The following is a 17318-nucleotide window of genomic DNA, read 5'->3' as shown; positions in this document are numbered from 1 at the left end:
TCGTTAAAGTAAGAGAAAGAGTCTTTATGATACAATGATGATAATTAATGGAACAGGGGATATATAATGTTTGGAAACAAGAAAGTAATTGATGAACTAAATGATAAACATAGAGTTGAGGTTAGCAACTATATATCAGATATAGAAGATTTAAAACGCGAACTTGAAAATGCTAGAAAGCCTATTAAACTTGTAGATACTAAACAAACAGAGTTTGTGAATACTCTTCTGGATAGTTACCAAAATGGAAATGATTTTTTAAAAAAAACTGTTGATAGTCCAATTGCAATGTTAATAGATATTAATGAGTTAAATACTCAAACAACAGAAAAGATGATAGATGTTGAAAAAGAGACTTCTGAGATAGCTAGAAGTGTAGATAAAATTCAAGAGTACACAAATACTTTGGGCGATGATTCTAACTCTTTAAGTGAGAGTGTTATGTCTATTGCTGATATTATTAACCTGATTAAAGATATATCAGACCAAACAAATCTACTAGCACTAAACGCAGCGATTGAAGCAGCTCGTGCAGGTGAACATGGACGTGGTTTTGCTGTTGTTGCAGATGAGGTCCGTAAGCTAGCGGAGAGAACACAAAAAGCAACAAGTGAAGTTGAAATCAATATCAATTCGCTCAAGCAAAACTCAAGTTCTATGATAGATATTAGCAATACTTTTCATGAAGAAGCATCTAAGGTAAATGATATATTAAATGTCTTTAATGAAAGCATTGAGAGTGTTGTAGAAAACTCTGGAAGAATAAAGTCTAAAACGCAGTATGTAACTGACGAACTTCAAGTAAATAGTGGGAAAATAGACCATATTGGACTGAAAATTCATGCATACAAAGCACTTATATTTCAAACTACAACTGAAATAGAAAATGAAAATAGCTGTAGATTTTCTAAATGGTTTACAGAAGCTAAGAGCACATTTTTAAAAGGTAATAGTACTTTAGGTAGTATTGGAAACCATCATTCAAATATTCATAAAGGATTAACTGAAGCAATTAGTTTAAATAATGATGCTAAATATACAGAAGCTCTTGCAAGAATTAAAGATGTTGAAAACTCTAGTGAGAGTGGGTTTAACGATCTTTTTAATGCTGTTAAATCTTCTCAGAAATAGAAAACTTAATAGATCTCTTTGACTCGTCCAACCTCTCCACTCATTAAACGGACTTTTATTCCGTGTGGATGAGATGGAGATTTTGTAAGTAAATCTCTTACTATCCCATCAGTTAATTTTCCTGTGTCTTGATCTTGTTTTAAAACTATTGCGACACTTATTCCATGTTTTATATTTACTCGTTTAGTTCCATCCATAATATTTCCATTTTTTTAAGTATTTTACAGAATTATAACTAGAGTATGCATAACTCAAAGTGAATTTTTGTTTCCTTATTTATAAAAATCTAGATATAGTTATACAAAAATTTATTATGAGAATTATATGAGTAAAAATAAAGAACTAATTGTAGATAACCTTGATTGTTTTGCTGAAGAATTTGAAAGAATTGACCTTCGGGGAATAAAGATAAAAAAAGCGGAGTTTGAAGAGTGTACATTTATATCATGTGACTTTAGTGAAACTTTTTTTCATTCATGTAGGTTTATTGATTGTCGTTTTCTAAACTGTAATCTAAGCCTTATGAAACTTACAAATAGCATTGTAAGTGGTAGTCACTTTATATCATGTAAAATGATTGGTATAGACTGGACAATGTGTGACTGGAAAAGTTTACTCAGCAGTACACCAATTGAATTTAGAGAATGTATTGTAAATGACAATAATTTTTTTGCTCTAACAATAGATAGGGTAGTGATGAAAAAGTGTAGTGCTAAATATGTTGATTTTAGGTCAGGTTCATTTAGTGGAGCTGACTTTAGTACTAGTGATTTTAAAGGTGCATGGTTTGAGAGTACTAAACTAGAGTATGCAAATTTTACTGATGCTACAAACACCCAAATCAATATAAAAACCAATCATTTAAAGGGTGCTATATTTAGTAGGTATGAAGCATTGTTTTTACTTGAATCAATGGGAATAGTACTTGTTGACTAATAAGACATAGTCATTATTTTATTTCCAAATATCTTCTGCTATAAAAATACTGTTTTCACCAGCAATCAAATTAAGTTCATTATCACTAATGTTTGCCTGTAGTGACATGGAACGTTCACAGAGTTCTTCAATATCACCATCAATTTTTAAATATACGATACTTAAATTTTTAAGTCTATTAAGTAGCTTTTTATTCTGAGTAAACCAAGAATTTGCCATGCCTTCTTGATATGTGTAGATAATTACCTTATCTGAACGACCACAAGCTTTTTTAATTCTTTTTTCATCAGGTTGTCCTAAATCAACCCAAAGTTCAATATCTCCACTGAGATTCTTTTGCCAAAGATCTGGTTCATCATCTTGAGCTATTCCCTTACAAAAGATTAAATCTTCATTTGCATTAAAAATAAATGCGAGAATTCTTACCATTAAACGCAAGTCATTTTCAGATGGATGTTGTGCTAGGATTAAACTATGCTCAGCATAGTAGTTCGTATCCATATTGGCTATATTTAAATTAGTTTTATTGATTGTTGATTTGGTAGCCATGATGTTCCTTAAGTTCGAAGCATTTTCTTTTTTAGGAAGTGCCATAGAATTTTGAGTTTAATGTATTTACTGTTTATATGATTCATGATTATACCCCTTTAGGTGTATTGTTTCATAAATAAAAGATAGATGACTGAAATATTGCATGATGCAAAGTTTTACTATTATAATATTTCATTGACTGTATAAGGTTTCTCTTTATTCTTTTGAAATACCCAAGATTTTGTACTTAGGTTTTGTAAAAAAGTTTGATCGTGTGTGATGAATACTAATGCCCCAGTATACTCTTGTAAGGCACTCTCCAAAGACTCAATTGAGTCTAAATCCATATGGTTCGTTGGTTCATCCAAAATAATGAGAGAAGGGTGTTTTAAAAGTCCTTGTGCAATTAAGAGCTTTCTAATTTCTCCTGGACTTGGAACAGTACTGTAGAGTAGGGCTTTAGCATCGGATCCTAAACATTGTATAAGGGTGAAAAGTTCACCTTTGTCTTCACTGCTCATCTCGTCTACATTCTTAAAAAGTTGTTTTGCTTCTTCCTCAGTGATTTCTTGAGGAATGTAAAGGTACTCATGGGCAAAATCTACCTTATTTATAAAATAGCGAATAAAACTACTCTTACCTACACCATTCTCACCACTAATACCGACTTTTTCCCCGACATTAATAGATAACCTTGGAAAACAAAGTTCAGTTGTCTCAAAGAGAAGAATACAGGATTTCTCAACTGCTACACGGAAGTTGTGTTTAGAAATTTTCCCCTCGAAGCTAATTCCTGTTACATACTCTTTTTTAATGGTTCCCATTTTTTCACCGAGTTGGCGCTGTTTAGTTACTGTGTTCTGAAGGTTCTTTCCATTCTTTTTATCTTTACCTGTTAATATAGCCCCGTTTATCTTCTCTTTTTCAGCACTATCAAATCTTCCGACATTTTTTTTAGAGAATCTTTTTTTAGCAAGAGAAACTTGTTCCCTTTGTGCTTGAATAGCTTTACCTAGTTTTTTAAATTCATGTTCTTGTTCTCCAAGTGTCTTTCTTTGATGGGAAAGAGTCTGTGCATATGCATCTTGTGCTAAAGAAAATGTTGTTCTATGCTTTAAGACTTCACCAGATTTAATCATTATAGTCTGCTGTGAAAGTGCATTGAGTAGGACTCTATCATGACTTACTAAAATACCGATGCCCTTATAGCTTTTAAGGGCATCTATCACAATTGCTTGTGATTCTTGGTCAAGATGGTTGGTCGGTTCATCTACCATTAATACATCGCTTGGCATAGAAAGGGCAACAGCTAGTTGTAAGCGTTTTCGCTCACCATGACTTAATATATTCCATACCCCTAACCAACTATCTTCAACCCTTAGAAGGTCTCTGATTTGAAAGGCTTCTTTAGTATAAGTACACATAAACTCTTCAAGTTCAGTAGGCGCTACTTCAGTACTCTGTGCACAATATACGACAAGATCATTACCTATGATCATCCCTTTTTCACTTTTTAACTCTTTTGATATTAACTTTAAAAGTGCACTTTTGCCTGAGCCATTGACACCGGTTATAGCACTCCAACCCTCTTCAATATCCAAAGTTACTTCACTAAATATAGGTTGGGCTGTACTAGCATATTTATACAATAAATTTCTAATTTTTAAACTCTTGATTACAAACCATCCTCTTTGAATATTTTCTATTATATCTAATCTAATTTATAAAAGTTGTTTAATCAAGAAAAGATTTGTATAAAATACTTTGGGGACTGCTGACAAAACATCATAGATAAAGCAAATAATGAATTGAAATCTAAACTAGTAAAAATATTTAATGAAACTTTAAATTGATGAGGATAATATACCAATAGAATTTAATTCAAAGGAAATAAAATGTCAGTTCGTATTACAGATTTGTGTATTTCGTGTGATGCTTGTTTGGACGAGTGTCCAACAAGCTCAATAGTTGATGATGATGATAATCCAACAGGTGAAGATACATATTATGTAGATCCTGCAACCTGTACTGAGTGTATAGGTGATCATGAAACTCCTGCATGTCAGGCAGCATGCCCGACAGATGGCTGTATCGTCTGGGATCTTCCGTTTGATGATGCCAATAGAGCACATTATGAAGCAAGTAGTGTATACAAGCTAGGTGATGGTGCTGATAATAACCAGCCATCACGTCCTGAAATATCAATGGAAGATAGAGAAGCCGGCGATGTTGATAGTGTTGTAGAATAAGTTTTTAGAAAGACCATTCAGATGCTAGTTTATAGGCAGTTTAATCTGCCTATTTATATAGTTTTAATCATTCATGAATATTTATGCTCTCATAATAGCAAAAGAACTTCCCCTCAGTATATTCACTATACATATCTCATAACTCTAAAGTAAAGAAATTTTTATAAACAACAATTACTTTTTAAAAAGTATGTTTATTTCGTTTATAATAACTATACTTCCATAATATAATAATCAAAAGGAAATATTTTATGTATACAGTGCAGATGGAACAAGAATGTGGATGTTTTAAAAAAAGTGAATATACAAACAACAATAAATTTCAAACGCAGCAAGAAGCATATCAATATGCAAATATTGTCGCTGAATTTATGAATGAAGAATTCTGTAGTAAACATACTTTTCATTCACAAATCGCTGAAGATAATACTTTTGTAATAAGAGTAGCACAAAATGCTACTGCTGTCTCTGGTTGTAGTACGGGTGTTAGTTGTGATGTTGGTTGTGACTCTACTGATGATTGGACGCTGGAATCTACTGATAAGTCTAATGATGAAAGTTGTGGTACTGGTTGTGGTTGCTCTTAATCTTCAACAATTCGATCCCTAATAGCTGACGATTACACCTAAAAAAGGAAGATACATGAAGGTAAAACAAACCTCTCAGATAGTAGAAACACTAAACGATTTAGCAGAATTGACAAACTACTCGCTAATGGACACTCTAGACTGTGATCCCGAGGCTACAGCAAACGGTATCGATCACTCTCCGAGACAAGTTTTTTCCGGGCATTATGTTCCAGTGAATCCAACTCCAATTAAAAAGCCACAGTATATTGTACATAGTACTAGCTTATTTCGCGAATTGGGATTTTCAGATAGTCTGGCACAATCAGATGACTTTATAAGCATGTTCTCGGGGAATCTTTCGAATGTACCAGAGCCAATTCGCAAGTTTGGTTGGGCATGTGGATATGCTCTTTCCATCTACGGTACTGAGTATTATCAGCAGTGCCCCTTTGGAACGGGTAATGGGTACGGTGATGGTCGTGCAATTTCCATCTTTGAGGGCATAATTAATGGTCGTCGATTAGAAATGCAGCTCAAAGGTGGTGGTCGAACACCATACTGCCGTGGTGCTGATGGACGGGCAGTCTTGCGTTCAAGTATCCGCGAGTTTCTCGCACAGGAGCATATGCATGCTCTTGGAGTGCCAACATCAAGATCTTTGAGTTTGTTCACTTCAAAAACTGAGACTGTCAAGCGACCATGGTATAAGGAAGGATCATATTCAAAGGATCCTGAGGTAATGATAGAAGAAGCCGTGGCTATTTCAACACGAGTAGCACCCTCATTTATACGGGTTGGTCAAATCGAACTTTTTGCTCGACGTGCTCGAAAAAATGAGCATCCTAAAGCGATGGAAGAGCTAGAGAAGATTGTATTACACTTGATTGACCGCGAGTACAGTAATGTAATTGATGAAAATTTAACTACTGTTGAGAAAGTTGTGTTACTTGCACAAGAGTTCCGTAGTCGACTCACATCCCTTGTGGCAAATTGGATTCGTGTTGGCTACTGCCAAGGAAACTTTAACAGCGATAACTGTGCGGCAGGAGGTTTTACCATCGACTACGGTCCATTTGGATTTTGTGATGTGTTTGACCCAAGTTATCAGCCGTGGACGGGAGGGGGAAAGCACTTCTCTTTCCTAAATCAACCCCAAGCAGCCCAGCGAAACTTTCATGTATTTTGCATGGCGTTACAGCCATTGTTGAAATCAGATGAGAACTCTCAACTTCAGCTGAGCAAGATTGAAAGTAGCTTTTCCAAAGTAATGAAAGAACAAATGGAAATGATGTGGGCTAGCAAGCTTGGACTTGAGACTTTTGATACAGTATTGTTCAACGAACTCCAAATACTGATGGTTCAAACTTCTGTCGATTATACTATCTTCTTTCGTGAGCTCTCACAGATACCTAAAAGCATTGATTCATTCAAAAAAAGCTTTTACAAGAACTTGACTCAGGATGGAGAGATTCACAAGAGATGGTCAGAGTGGCTAGAAAAATTGAACTCACTCATCGCTACTTCATCTAAATCTCACGAAGAGCTCTCTGCTCAAATGAAACTGGTCAATCCAAAATATAGTTTACGAGAATGGCTCCTAGTACCTGCATACCAGCAAGCCACAGAAGGAAACTATTCTCTAATTAGAGAGATGCAGGAAGTGATGAATGAGCCATATTCTGAGCAGTCCAAAGACATTGAAGAAAAATACTATAGACTCAAGCCGACTGAATTCTTTGAGGTTGCCGGTATATCTCATATCAGCTGCTCGTCATAATTTTTAAATAAAGAGTTTTAACAATTCGAATCTTGCTAATATCTTAGATTCTAAAGATTATTTTGATTATGTATTAGTGTTAATATATGATTAGATAGTATATGAAAATAAAAAACAATGATGAAAAAGAAGGAAACTTATGAAAACAATGACTTGTAAACAACTAGGCGGTGCTTGTGATAAAACATTTCAAGCTGAAACATTTAATGATATGGTAGGATTGAGTAAGAGACATGGTATGGAAATGTTTCTACAAGAAGATGCAGCCCACCTTAAAGTAATGAACGAGGCAAAAGAGCTTATGCAAAAACCAGAGGAAATGCTCAAATGGTTTAAAACTAAAGAAGAAGAATTTAATGCTATTCCTAATGACTAAGTTATAAATTTATATGAGAATTGAAAGACTTGTTGGACTCTATGTGTCTGATAAAATACTCTATAGTCAATACAGAGAACACATACTTCCTTTATTGAAGTAAAAAAATAAATCGTTTGTTTATTCTATATTTTTCAAATAAAGAGTACTTAGATATCAAAGAAAAGTGCTTCTCACCATCTGTGTCAGAAGTAACGGAAATATCAAAATTAATAATTATCTAATTCTTGAATAACCAGTTTCAGGAACTATATCAATAAATGCTGTCTCTGTACCATTGGTTAATATAATCGTACAGTTAGCATCTACTATTTGACCAGCAACATAAGAAGTTGCTGTTCCTGCCAAATTGCCTCTCAATGGTCGTCCAAGATGGTCAAAACTAATAATAGTTTCATTTAGACAATCGCCATCTAGTACTATATTACTTAAACCATTTAGTACAATGCCCTGGATGTTTTGCTTTGTTTGTGGGTCTTGTGCAAATGCAGTATTATTATTATGTTCTATAGAATATGTATTTCCATTGAAAGTTATCTGCCATCTATTTCTAAACCAATTAGGAGCACCATACTTATCATCAACCATTGCAAGGTGCTGTGTATATCTCACTTGGGAAAGTAAGCTAATCGCTGCTTCTTCAACAGGATTAGTCCTAGTGTTTGGAATAATAACAGCGGCTAAAATACCAATGACAACAATAACAAAAACAAGTTCAATCATTGTAAAAGCTTTTTTCATATTTTGCATTCTTATACACCTCTGAGCTACTTGCAGATTCCTACAAAAGCTGATAGTTTAATTGTTGTTGAAGTTGAAAAAGTTGAAATCTGATTTCAGACAGGTTATACCCTCAATGGCTCCCGTAATTTTTTACGACAAAAATTTAACAGAAAAGGGATTCGACTTATGTCTGAAATTATATCAACACTATCAAAAATGTGGCTTAAAGTCATAAGTCTTGAAAGCTCATTATTTCCAGAACTGAAAGCATCTTTAGGAGTATTTAGCTCTAAAAAAGAAAAATTAATCAAGATTTTAGACTTTGTAGAAATAGAGAAAAATATAACAGTTATATCTATTAATGACCCTCTAGAAGGTAGAGCAAATTGCCAGAGTATTTACAGAAAAAAGAACATGCGAGCTAATTCTTTAGACCCTTATGCATATCTGTGTGATGCACATAATCAGCTTCCTACTTATGAGGTCGAGTGGAAGAGATCTTGAAGAATTCTTGCCTTGAGATTTTATTTGCCCATTATATAAAGGTTATTACTCTTATGTGTAATTTCGTTAAATCGTTCTTTTAGCTCTCTATCAAATGTAAGTATAAAAACATTCGCATTAGTTAATTTTGCATTTATAAATTCATCAAGTAAAACATCATCCGCTACATTTTTTCCATGGTCACACTTAATAAAGTTAAACGAGTGGAGTGTTTTCCCATAGTCATAAAGATTCGCTTCCCATTCTGAGCGTTTAAGATAAAGAGAGTCTGGATTTGCTGCAAGAAAAATATGACTATCATCAATGTCGTATTTATCTATAATGTCATTAAAAATAGAACTAATACTAGAAAAGTTTTCAATGTCCCAAAAAAGATAATTTTTATCTGTTTTTGTTTTATGCTGTTTATTTATAAGTTTTAAACGTTTAGTAATGTTAAAACTAGTGTGTGCACTATCATTCGTAAACTGAATAGTGTTCTTGAGTTTTTTTGCATCATCAGTATTAAAGCTAAGTGCTTCTCCCATTTCTATATAAAGATCTAAGTTTGCAAGTTCACTTTCAGATGAGCCTTTTTGATAGCGTTTAAGTTTTGCTAGTTTTGAATTAGAAAAAAGAATATTTATGCTCATCTTCTCATGATTAGCGTATGCTTGTTTAGTACGAAAAAAAACATCCTTTGCTTCAGGATTATCAGGAAGTTCTACATTTCCTCTGTATTTATGTTCTATAGAAATTTTTTGTTTATGTATGGACAAAATTTACCTTATGAGTCTTAAATTATTTTTCACTATTATACATACTAGATATTAAACGAGTTAAGTGATAATTAAATATTAGCTTACTCTAATAAAAGATTCAAAATAACTTAGATATAATGCCACAAAATTTTTAAGATAAAAACTCTTAACATACTCAAGGAAATACAATGGCATTAAATGTATATTATGACAAAGACACAAATTTAGACCTTATCAAAAGCAAGACAGTTGCAATGATCGGTTTTGGTTCTCAAGGACATGCACACGCAGAAAACTTAAGAGATAGTGGCGTTACTGTTGTTGTTGGTCTTCGTAAGGGTGGTTCTTCATGGGCTAAAGCTGAAGCTAAAAACTTTGAAGTGCTTACTATCGCTGAAGCTACTGCAAAATCTGATGTTGTAATGATTCTTTTACCAGATGAAAATCAAAAAGAGATTTATGAAGCAGAGATTGCTCCAAACCTTAAAGATGGTGCTACTATCGCATTTGGCCATGGTTTCAACATTCACTACGGTCGTGTTAACCCTGCTGCTAACATCAATGTTACTATGATTGCTCCAAAAGCTCCAGGACATACTGTTCGCTCTGAGTTTGTTCGTGGTGGTGGTATTCCTGACCTTATCGCTGTTGGTCAAAATCCTTCAGGTAACACTAAAGAGTTAGCTCTTTCTTATGCATCTGCAATTGGTGGTGGTCGTACTGCTATCATCGAAACTACTTTCAAAGATGAAACAGAAACTGACCTTTTCGGAGAGCAAGCTGTTTTATGTGGTGGTGCAACTGCACTAGTGCAAGCTGGTTTTGAAACATTAACTGAAGCTGGTTATGCTCCTGAACTTGCATACTTTGAGTGTCTTCACGAACTTAAACTAATCGTTGACTTAATGTTTGAGGGTGGTATTGCTGATATGAGATATTCTATCTCTAACACTGCTGAGTATGGTGACTATGTTTCTGGTAAGCGTGTTATCAATGCTGAGTCTAAAGCTGCAATGAAAGAAATCTTAACAGAAATTCAAGATGGTAGATTTGCAAAAGACTTCATCCTTGAAGGTCAAGCAGGTTATCCTCGTATGAATGCTGAGCGTACAAATGACAAAGTTAAACTTATCACTCAAACTGGTAACAAGCTTCGTGAAATGATGCCTTGGATATCTGCCGGCAAAATAGTAGACACTTCTAAAAACTAGTATTTTTACTTATTGCACTCAATCTTTTGAAGATGAGTGCAGTCAGCTACGATTGTAGCCTCCTTTACTCAAACTCCAAAATCTTAAGCACACTAAGCAAAAATCCACAGTTTTTACCATACTTTATATAATCATATATTTTAAACTACTTTCGTTATACTTTCTAAAAAAAGAGACACTTTGGCAAAACGAATTTTTGTAACTGCTACAAATACTGATATCGGCAAAACATACACTACTAAACTTCTTTTAAAAGAGTATGCTTCTCGTGGTCTAAAAGTTGGGGTTATTAAGCCTATTGAAACAGGTGTCATTGATAATGTTTATCCTGATGGAGACATGCTATTATCTTTAGTTAAAAAGTTGAATCCTGCATTTAAAAACCTTAATGTACAAGATATTGTTCCTATCTCTTACTCTCTCCCTGCCGCCCCATTTGTAGCTTCAAACGCGAAAAAACTTAATATAAATAAAATAATAACAGCAATAGAAGATCTTGAAAAATTATGTGATGTTTTAATTATTGAAGGAGCAGGTGGTTTATATGTACCTTTAGATGAAGAATATATGTTAATTGACCTTATTAAAGAGCTAAATGCAGCGACACTTTTAGTGACTCATTGTTCTCTTGGCTGTATCAATGATACAAGGTTGAGTCAAAATGCTTTAGAAACGAATACTGTAAAGTATATAACTGCATTTAATTGTAAAAAAGAAGATGAAGGGTTTGCAACTATAAGTGAACCATACTATATAAAAACAAAACAAAAAGTATATAAAACTGCTTCTGACATTGACACTATTTGTGATGTCTTGTATAATCTATAAATTAAATCTATTAGGATAAAAATGGCACACTTAATTCGTACTGATGATTTTACAAAAGAAGAGATAGAAGAAATTTTAGTAGATGCTAAAACTTTTAGTGATGGTCGTTTTGAGAGAATCCTTCAAGATAAGATAATAATCACTCTGTTTTTTGAGAACTCAACACGTACGAAATCGTCTTTTGAGATAGCGGCGAAACGTTTGGGTGCAGAGATAGTACATCTTGATGTAACAAAAAGTTCAACTAAAAAAGGTGAGACACTTGTAGATACTGCAATGAATCTTGATGCGATGGGTCCGCATGCCATCATAGTACGTCATCAAAATTCTGGGGTCCCTAAAATCCTTTCAAATTATACAAAGGCAAGTATAGTAAATGCAGGAGATGGTGCACATGCTCATCCATCTCAAGCACTTCTGGATCTTTATACACTTAAAGAGCATTTTAAAAACCTTGAGGGAAAGAAAATTGCCATCGTTGGTGACATTAAAAACTCTCGTGTAGCAAACTCAAATATAGAATTATTGTCACGTTTTGGTATGGAAGTCATTCTTGTCGCTCCACCTCACTTCTTACCAAAAACAGACCTGAGAACAACTCACTTTTTAGAAGAGATTATTGATGAGGTGGATGCTATTATGAGTCTTCGAACTCAGACTGAACGCCACTCATCACAAAGCTATGCTTCACTCAAAGATTATGCAAGTGATTTTTGTATTACAGAGGAACTTATTGGGGATAGAAATATTATTTTACTACACCCAGGTCCAGTACATAGAAATATTGATATTTCAGATGCACTTTTAGAAGATAAACGCTGTAAGGTTTTAGAACAAGTCACAAATGGAGTGAATATAAGAATGGCCATTCTTAAAAAGCTTATAGCCACTAGCTAGATTGTATGAACTTTTCTGATTTAAATACTCTGGGGGCCCAGAAAAAACCTTTTCTTTTTGTGAGTGATTTTAAAGCACAAAGAATAGAAGTCTTTTTATTAGATGAGTTAGAAGATAATGATATAGAGTTTTGTATAGACCAGAATTATAGATATAAGCAACATGATAAAAAGTTTGAAATAAATCCCCTTGATATAAATAATTATAAAAAAAAGTTTACAGATGTTATAGAGAAGATAAAATCTGGAGAGACTTATATTTTAAACCTCACCCAAGAGACGAAGGTTCAAACAAAGCTCAATCTAAAAGAAATATATCGTTATGCGAATGCACATTATAAGTTACGGTATAAGGATGAGTTTGTTTGTTTTTCTCCAGAGAAGTTTATCCAGATTCAAAATAATCAAATAAATACATTCCCAATGAAAGGGACTATAAACGCGGCTATTGAGAATGCAAGTGAAAAAATTTTAGCGAACGAGAAAGAATTAGCTGAGCATATAATGGTTGTAGATTTACTTAGAAATGACCTCTCAATAGTCTCTAGCGATGTAAGAGTAGAGAAATTTCGTTACATAGAGTGCATAGAAGCTGGAGAGAAGAGACTACTACAGGTAAGTTCACACATAAGTGGAAAACTTGAGAATGACTGGCATACAAAGATTGGTTATATATTAGAAGACTTACTTCCAGCTGGAAGTATCAGTGGCACACCAAAACGCAGTACCTTAAAAATTATAGAAAATATAGAAGGGTACGAGAGAGGATTTTTTTCTGGTGTCTTTGGTGTGTATGATGGAGAGAAGTTAGATAGCGGGGTAATGATACGTTTTATAGAAAAAAGAGATGATGGATTTGTCTATAAAAGTGGTGGAGGAATAACTCTTGATAGTGATGTGAACCTCGAGTATGAAGAGTTACAAGATAAAATATATCTTCCATAGTAATTTTATATATACTTCGTTATAATAGAGAAAATTAATCTAGGATAGCTGATGTATATAGAAGATTTAAAGTTCTCTTTATGGGCAGATTTCATTGAGAGAGATTATCTTGATAATGAATTTAAAGAGTTGATAGATAAAAAAATTATTAATGGTGCTACTTCAAACCCAGCTATTTTTAAAAATGCTATTTTAACCTCTAGTGCCTATAAAAAACAACTTGAATCTTTACAGGGTCTTTCTGCTAAAGAAAAATATGAGTCGGTTGCCATATATGACATTACAAAAGCAGCTGATATCTTAAGACCTCTATTTGATGAAGGCGATGATGGATATGTGAGCATTGAGGTAGACCCTTCACTATGCGATAGCTCAGAGGCAACAATAGCGGAAGGGAAAAGACTTTTTCAAAGTATAAATAGACCTAATGTTATGATAAAAGTTCCAGCTACGGAGGCTGGATATAGGGCAATGAAAGCACTTACCTCAGAAGGAATTCCTGTAAACGCGACACTTATTTTTAAAAAATCTCAAGCAATAAATTGTGCAAAGGCTTTTAAAGAAGGCATAGCTTTATTTGGAAAGAGTGTTGCAAGTGTTATTAGCATTTTTGTGAGTCGTGTAGATAGAGCACTCGATGCAAAGCTTCTAGAAAATGGTATAGAAGTAGCTTTAAGTGGTATATATAACAGTGCAGAGATTTATGCAACTATCCAAGAGCTGAATGTAGACGGATGTCGTGCCCTCTTCGCAAGTACTGGAGTGAAAGATGATTCTTTACCTGCTTACTACTACATAGAACAACTGCTTGCATATAACAGTGTGAATACAGCACCAGTAGAGACTATACACTCTTTTAATGCACATAAAACATCAATACCAGCTTTACCAATTGACTCAGAATTGATTAAAAATCATTTTTCAAAAATAGTAGCAATAGGTATTAATTTTGATGAGGTGCTAGATAAACAGATAGAAGATGGTTTACTCGCATTCAAAGATGCATTTAAAGATATATTGGAGGCTTTATGAGTAATGAGGTAGATATAAGTAAGTTAACGTTTGAGCAGTTAAGGAAAGTTCGTGGATATCTTAAACGAATGATTGAAGTTGGAGGAAGTGACCTTCATGTAAAATCTAATGCTGTTATTAGAGCTAGAATTCAAGGAGATATTGTCACGTTAGGCGGAGAGATACTGTCAAAAGAGGATGCATTGACTTTTGCAAAAGAGTTGTTAAAAGGAAGATTTGCAGAGCTTGTTGAGCTTAAAGAACTGGATTTAGTATATCCTTTTAATGAAAACAACCGTTTTCGTGTAAATATATTTTTTCAGATGGATGGTATTTCAGCAGTTTTTCGTGTTATACCCGTAAAAATTCCTGCATTAGCTGAGTTACACCTTCCTGATGTGATAAAAGATTTCACTAAAAAAGAGAGGGGTTTAGTTCTTGTTACAGGTGTCACTGGTAGCGGTAAGTCAACTACTTTGGCATCTCTAATTAATGAAATAAACTTAACAAAGAAAAAGCATATAATTACGATTGAAGATCCGATTGAATTTGTACATAAGGATAGAGGTTGCATAATTAATCAACGCTCAGTTGGACAAGATACACTTAGTTTTGGTACAGCATTAAGAGCTGCTCTTCGTGAAGATCCAGATATCATACTTGTTGGAGAAATGAGAGATAAAGAAACTGTTAATCTTGCTTTGCATGCAGCAGATACGGGACACTTAGTTTTTTCAACCCTTCATACAATGGATGCAAAAGAGACTATTAACCGTATTATTGCTCAGTTTCCAACAGATGAGCAAAACCGTGTAAGAATCTCGGTTGCAGGAGTACTTCAAGGTGTTATTTCACAGAGACTCATTCCTACTTTGGATGGTGGTCGTAGAGCAGCTATGGAAATACTAGTTCGTACCCCGACTATAGAGAAACTCATTATGGAAAATAGAGATTATGAGATTCGTGATGCCATAGAATCTGGAAAAGAGCACTATAAGTCACAAAGTTTTGATCAAGCAATTCTTGATCTGTACAATGATGGTGTTATTTCTAAAGAACAAGCACTTATAAATGCTACAAGTGCTTCTGACTTACAACTAAAAATGAGTGGACTCTCAAGTGGAAAAATTGGTAGCAATAAAGAAGCAGAGGCAACTCAACATGGTGTTGCTTCTGATGATGATATTTTCGACTTAAAGTAAATTTTAAACGATAAATAGGTATAATCCCAGTCATTTAAAAACACAAAAGGATTTAATATGTTAGAAGGTATAGTTAGAGAGAGTATTGGCAAAAGTGATACTAAGGCACTTCGCCTTGATGGTTATCTAATTGCAAACGTATACGGAAAAGGTTTAGAAAACATTAATGCTGCATTCAAGATGAATGAGTATATCCGTACTGTTCGTAATAAAGAAACTATCGCATTCCCAGTGAAAATAGACGGTAAAGAATTGAATGTAGTTGTTCAATCTTATGAGTCTCAAGCAGTAACTGGAAAACTTTTACATGTTGATTTAATGGTAGCACAACCAGGTGTTTTAACACATTATTATGTTCCTGTAGCAACAACAGGTGAAGCACTAGGTGTTAAAAACAAAGGTATGGTTTTCATAGCTAAACCACGTTTACGTGTTAAAACTACTATTGAAAACCTTCCAAATGCAATCACTGTTGATGTTACTCCTATGGACGTTGGAGATTCAAGACTTGTTCGTGATTTAGATAAAATTAAAAATGTAACTTTCACGGATTCTGACCGTGTATCTGTGCTAAGTATCATTAAAGCGAAATAATTATGCTCATAGTCGGACTAGGTAACCCTGGTTCTGAGTATGAAAATACACGCCATAACATTGGTTTTATGGTTATCGATGAACTTATAAAAAGGTTCAATGCTTCAAAAGTCTCCTCCTCATCTTTTCTCGGTGAATGTAGTAAATTTCAAAATCATTTTTTATTAAAACCACAAACATTTATGAATCTCTCTGGTGATAGTGTTATAAAAGTTAAAAACTTTTATAAATTAGAACAAGTAGTTGTAATACATGATGATTTAGATCTTCCTTTTGGAAGTTTGCGCTTTAAAGAGGCAGGTGGACATGGTGGACATAATGGACTTAAGTCTATAGACTCAAAAATAGGTAAAGAATATATACGGGTACGTATCGGAATAGGGAAGCCAGACCATAAAGGAGAGGTTTCTTCTTATGTGCTTAGCCCATTTTCTAAAGAACAAAAAGAGTACATAAAATCCTTAATTGAAAAAAGTGCAGATAGTATTGAATTTTTATTTAAAAATACTATGGAAGAAGTTAGTATAAAGTATGCAAGTAAAGCAGCATTGTGTTAGCATTTAAATATGTATCGTTTCACTATTTAAAGTATTTTTTTATTATTATGAGTGCCTTAGTCATATTTATGGTTGGCTTCGATTATATGGGAAATGTTGATTCTCTTTCTTCTTCTGCAAACTTAATTGTAATTTATTTGGCGTATAAAGCATTTTTTGCTATTGACATGTTACTTCCTTTAGCTCTTGTTTTTGCAATGATAAGTACGAAAGTGTTTTTAATTCGCTCTAATGCACTTGTCTCTTTTTTCTCACTTGGTTATTCTAGGGTTGATGCACTCCGTCCTTTTGTGGTGGTCTCTAGTGCCATAATTGTCCTATTTATATCTCTTCATGCATGGCCAAGTTTTGCACGTGCAGATGAGTTTTCAAATAACATACGCGAAAATGCACAGTATTTAAATCCAACTCGAGATCTATTTTTTACTCATAAAGGTGAATATGTCTATTTCTCAAAACTTCTTCCTCTTCATAGCTATCCATTTTCTCAACCTTCACACCCAGTCTGTGGAAATATCTTAAATTTTCAGATGGGTTT

20 protein-coding genes and 1 pseudogene are annotated in these 17318 nt (G+C 33.9%); 16 read left to right on the top strand and 5 right to left on the bottom strand.

Annotated elements, in window-relative coordinates:
* The first annotated feature begins 66 nt into the window (after nt 1–66).
* Nucleotides 67–1131, top strand: a complete 1065-nt coding sequence (locus tag HOG88_RS06340) for a methyl-accepting chemotaxis protein (RefSeq protein WP_295004363.1) — start codon at nt 67–69, stop codon at nt 1129–1131.
* A gap of 5 nt (nt 1132–1136) precedes the next feature.
* Here the strand turns inward: HOG88_RS06340 and HOG88_RS06335 are convergent, their stop codons facing one another.
* Nucleotides 1137–1328 (bottom strand): YwbE family protein, encoded by a 192-nt coding sequence (locus tag HOG88_RS06335; protein ID WP_295004361.1) that lies wholly within the window; start codon nt 1326–1328, stop codon nt 1137–1139.
* 127 nt (nt 1329–1455) lie between these two features.
* On the opposite strand from HOG88_RS06335, the gene HOG88_RS06330 reads away from it, so the two are divergent.
* Nucleotides 1456–2067 (top strand): pentapeptide repeat-containing protein, encoded by a 612-nt coding sequence (locus tag HOG88_RS06330; RefSeq protein WP_295004359.1) that lies wholly within the window; start codon nt 1456–1458, stop codon nt 2065–2067.
* An 18-nt stretch (nt 2068–2085) separates the two neighbouring features.
* Here HOG88_RS06330 and HOG88_RS06325 read toward each other — a convergent pair whose 3' ends face one another.
* Entirely contained in the window at nt 2086–2616 is a 531-nt protein-coding gene (locus HOG88_RS06325) for a YaeQ family protein (protein ID WP_295004357.1), read from the bottom strand.
* Nucleotides 2617–2780: 164 nt separating this feature from the next.
* Complete coding sequence (locus HOG88_RS06320; protein WP_295004355.1) at nt 2781–4247, bottom strand: ATP-binding cassette domain-containing protein; 1467 nt, start codon at nt 4245–4247, stop codon at nt 2781–2783.
* Between the two features lie 246 nt (nt 4248–4493).
* Here HOG88_RS06320 and HOG88_RS06315 point away from each other — a divergent pair.
* From HOG88_RS06315 to HOG88_RS06300, 4 genes and pseudogenes are all read left to right on the top strand, one after another.
* Nucleotides 4494–4700, top strand: a pseudogene (locus HOG88_RS06315) (4Fe-4S dicluster domain-containing protein); the annotation flags it as partial.
* Nucleotides 4701–5098: 398 nt separating this feature from the next.
* Nucleotides 5099–5434 (top strand): hypothetical protein, encoded by a 336-nt coding sequence (locus HOG88_RS06310; RefSeq protein WP_295004353.1) that lies wholly within the window; start codon nt 5099–5101, stop codon nt 5432–5434.
* A gap of 55 nt (nt 5435–5489) precedes the next feature.
* Nucleotides 5490–7193 (top strand): protein adenylyltransferase SelO family protein, encoded by a 1704-nt coding sequence (locus HOG88_RS06305; protein ID WP_295004351.1) that lies wholly within the window; start codon nt 5490–5492, stop codon nt 7191–7193.
* 139 nt (nt 7194–7332) lie between these two features.
* A complete protein-coding gene (locus HOG88_RS06300; protein WP_295004349.1) occupies nt 7333–7569 on the top strand; it encodes a hypothetical protein in 237 nt (78 codons plus the stop codon).
* Nucleotides 7570–7785: 216 nt separating this feature from the next.
* Here the strand turns inward: HOG88_RS06300 and HOG88_RS06295 are convergent, their stop codons facing one another.
* Entirely contained in the window at nt 7786–8319 is a 534-nt protein-coding gene (locus HOG88_RS06295; protein ID WP_295004347.1) for a Tfp pilus assembly protein FimT/FimU, read from the bottom strand.
* 159 nt (nt 8320–8478) lie between these two features.
* Here HOG88_RS06295 and HOG88_RS06290 point away from each other — a divergent pair, with 159 nt between their 5' ends.
* A complete protein-coding gene (locus HOG88_RS06290) occupies nt 8479–8796 on the top strand; it encodes a hypothetical protein (RefSeq protein WP_295004345.1) in 318 nt (105 codons plus the stop codon).
* A gap of 20 nt (nt 8797–8816) precedes the next feature.
* Here HOG88_RS06290 and HOG88_RS06285 read toward each other — a convergent pair whose 3' ends face one another.
* The gene (locus HOG88_RS06285) at nt 8817–9554 is read right to left on the bottom strand and encodes a hypothetical protein (protein ID WP_295004343.1); all 738 of its coding nucleotides are present in this window, start codon (nt 9552–9554) and stop codon (nt 8817–8819) included.
* A gap of 170 nt (nt 9555–9724) precedes the next feature.
* Here HOG88_RS06285 and ilvC point away from each other — a divergent pair, with 170 nt between their 5' ends.
* The 9 genes from ilvC to HOG88_RS06240 all read left to right on the top strand — a co-directional run.
* On the top strand, nt 9725–10747 hold the full coding sequence (ilvC, locus tag HOG88_RS06280; RefSeq protein WP_295004341.1) for a ketol-acid reductoisomerase: 1023 nt from the start codon (nt 9725–9727) through the stop codon (nt 10745–10747).
* Nucleotides 10748–10927: 180 nt separating this feature from the next.
* A complete protein-coding gene (gene bioD / locus HOG88_RS06275) occupies nt 10928–11575 on the top strand; it encodes a dethiobiotin synthase (protein ID WP_295004339.1) in 648 nt (215 codons plus the stop codon).
* 21 nt (nt 11576–11596) lie between these two features.
* On the top strand, nt 11597–12472 hold the full coding sequence (locus tag HOG88_RS06270; RefSeq protein WP_295004337.1) for an aspartate carbamoyltransferase catalytic subunit: 876 nt from the start codon (nt 11597–11599) through the stop codon (nt 12470–12472).
* A 5-nt stretch (nt 12473–12477) separates the two neighbouring features.
* Entirely contained in the window at nt 12478–13416 is a 939-nt protein-coding gene (locus tag HOG88_RS06265) for an aminodeoxychorismate synthase component I (RefSeq protein WP_295004335.1), read from the top strand.
* Between the two features lie 51 nt (nt 13417–13467).
* Entirely contained in the window at nt 13468–14448 is a 981-nt protein-coding gene (locus HOG88_RS06260; protein ID WP_295004333.1) for a transaldolase, read from the top strand.
* Nucleotides 14445–15629 carry a type IV pilus twitching motility protein PilT gene (locus HOG88_RS06255; protein WP_295004331.1) on the top strand — a complete coding sequence of 395 codons (1185 nt, stop codon included), beginning with the start codon at nt 14445–14447 and terminating at the stop codon, nt 15627–15629. The genes HOG88_RS06260 and HOG88_RS06255 overlap by 4 nt, the downstream gene beginning before the upstream one ends.
* Nucleotides 15630–15686: 57 nt before the next feature.
* Complete coding sequence (locus HOG88_RS06250) at nt 15687–16223, top strand: 50S ribosomal protein L25/general stress protein Ctc (RefSeq protein WP_295004328.1); 537 nt, start codon at nt 15687–15689, stop codon at nt 16221–16223.
* A gap of 2 nt (nt 16224–16225) precedes the next feature.
* On the top strand, nt 16226–16780 hold the full coding sequence (gene pth / locus HOG88_RS06245) for an aminoacyl-tRNA hydrolase (RefSeq protein WP_295004326.1): 555 nt from the start codon (nt 16226–16228) through the stop codon (nt 16778–16780).
* A 47-nt stretch (nt 16781–16827) separates the two neighbouring features.
* A partial coding sequence (locus HOG88_RS06240; RefSeq protein WP_295004324.1) for an LptF/LptG family permease occupies nt 16828–17318 on the top strand: 491 nt, incomplete at its 3' end.

The organism is Sulfurimonas sp. (assembly GCF_018698455.1).
Lineage (GTDB): Bacteria > Campylobacterota > Campylobacteria > Campylobacterales > Sulfurimonadaceae > Sulfurimonas.
Note: the sequence above shows the minus strand (reverse complement) of the source record. Positions and strands in the feature narration are given on the sequence as shown.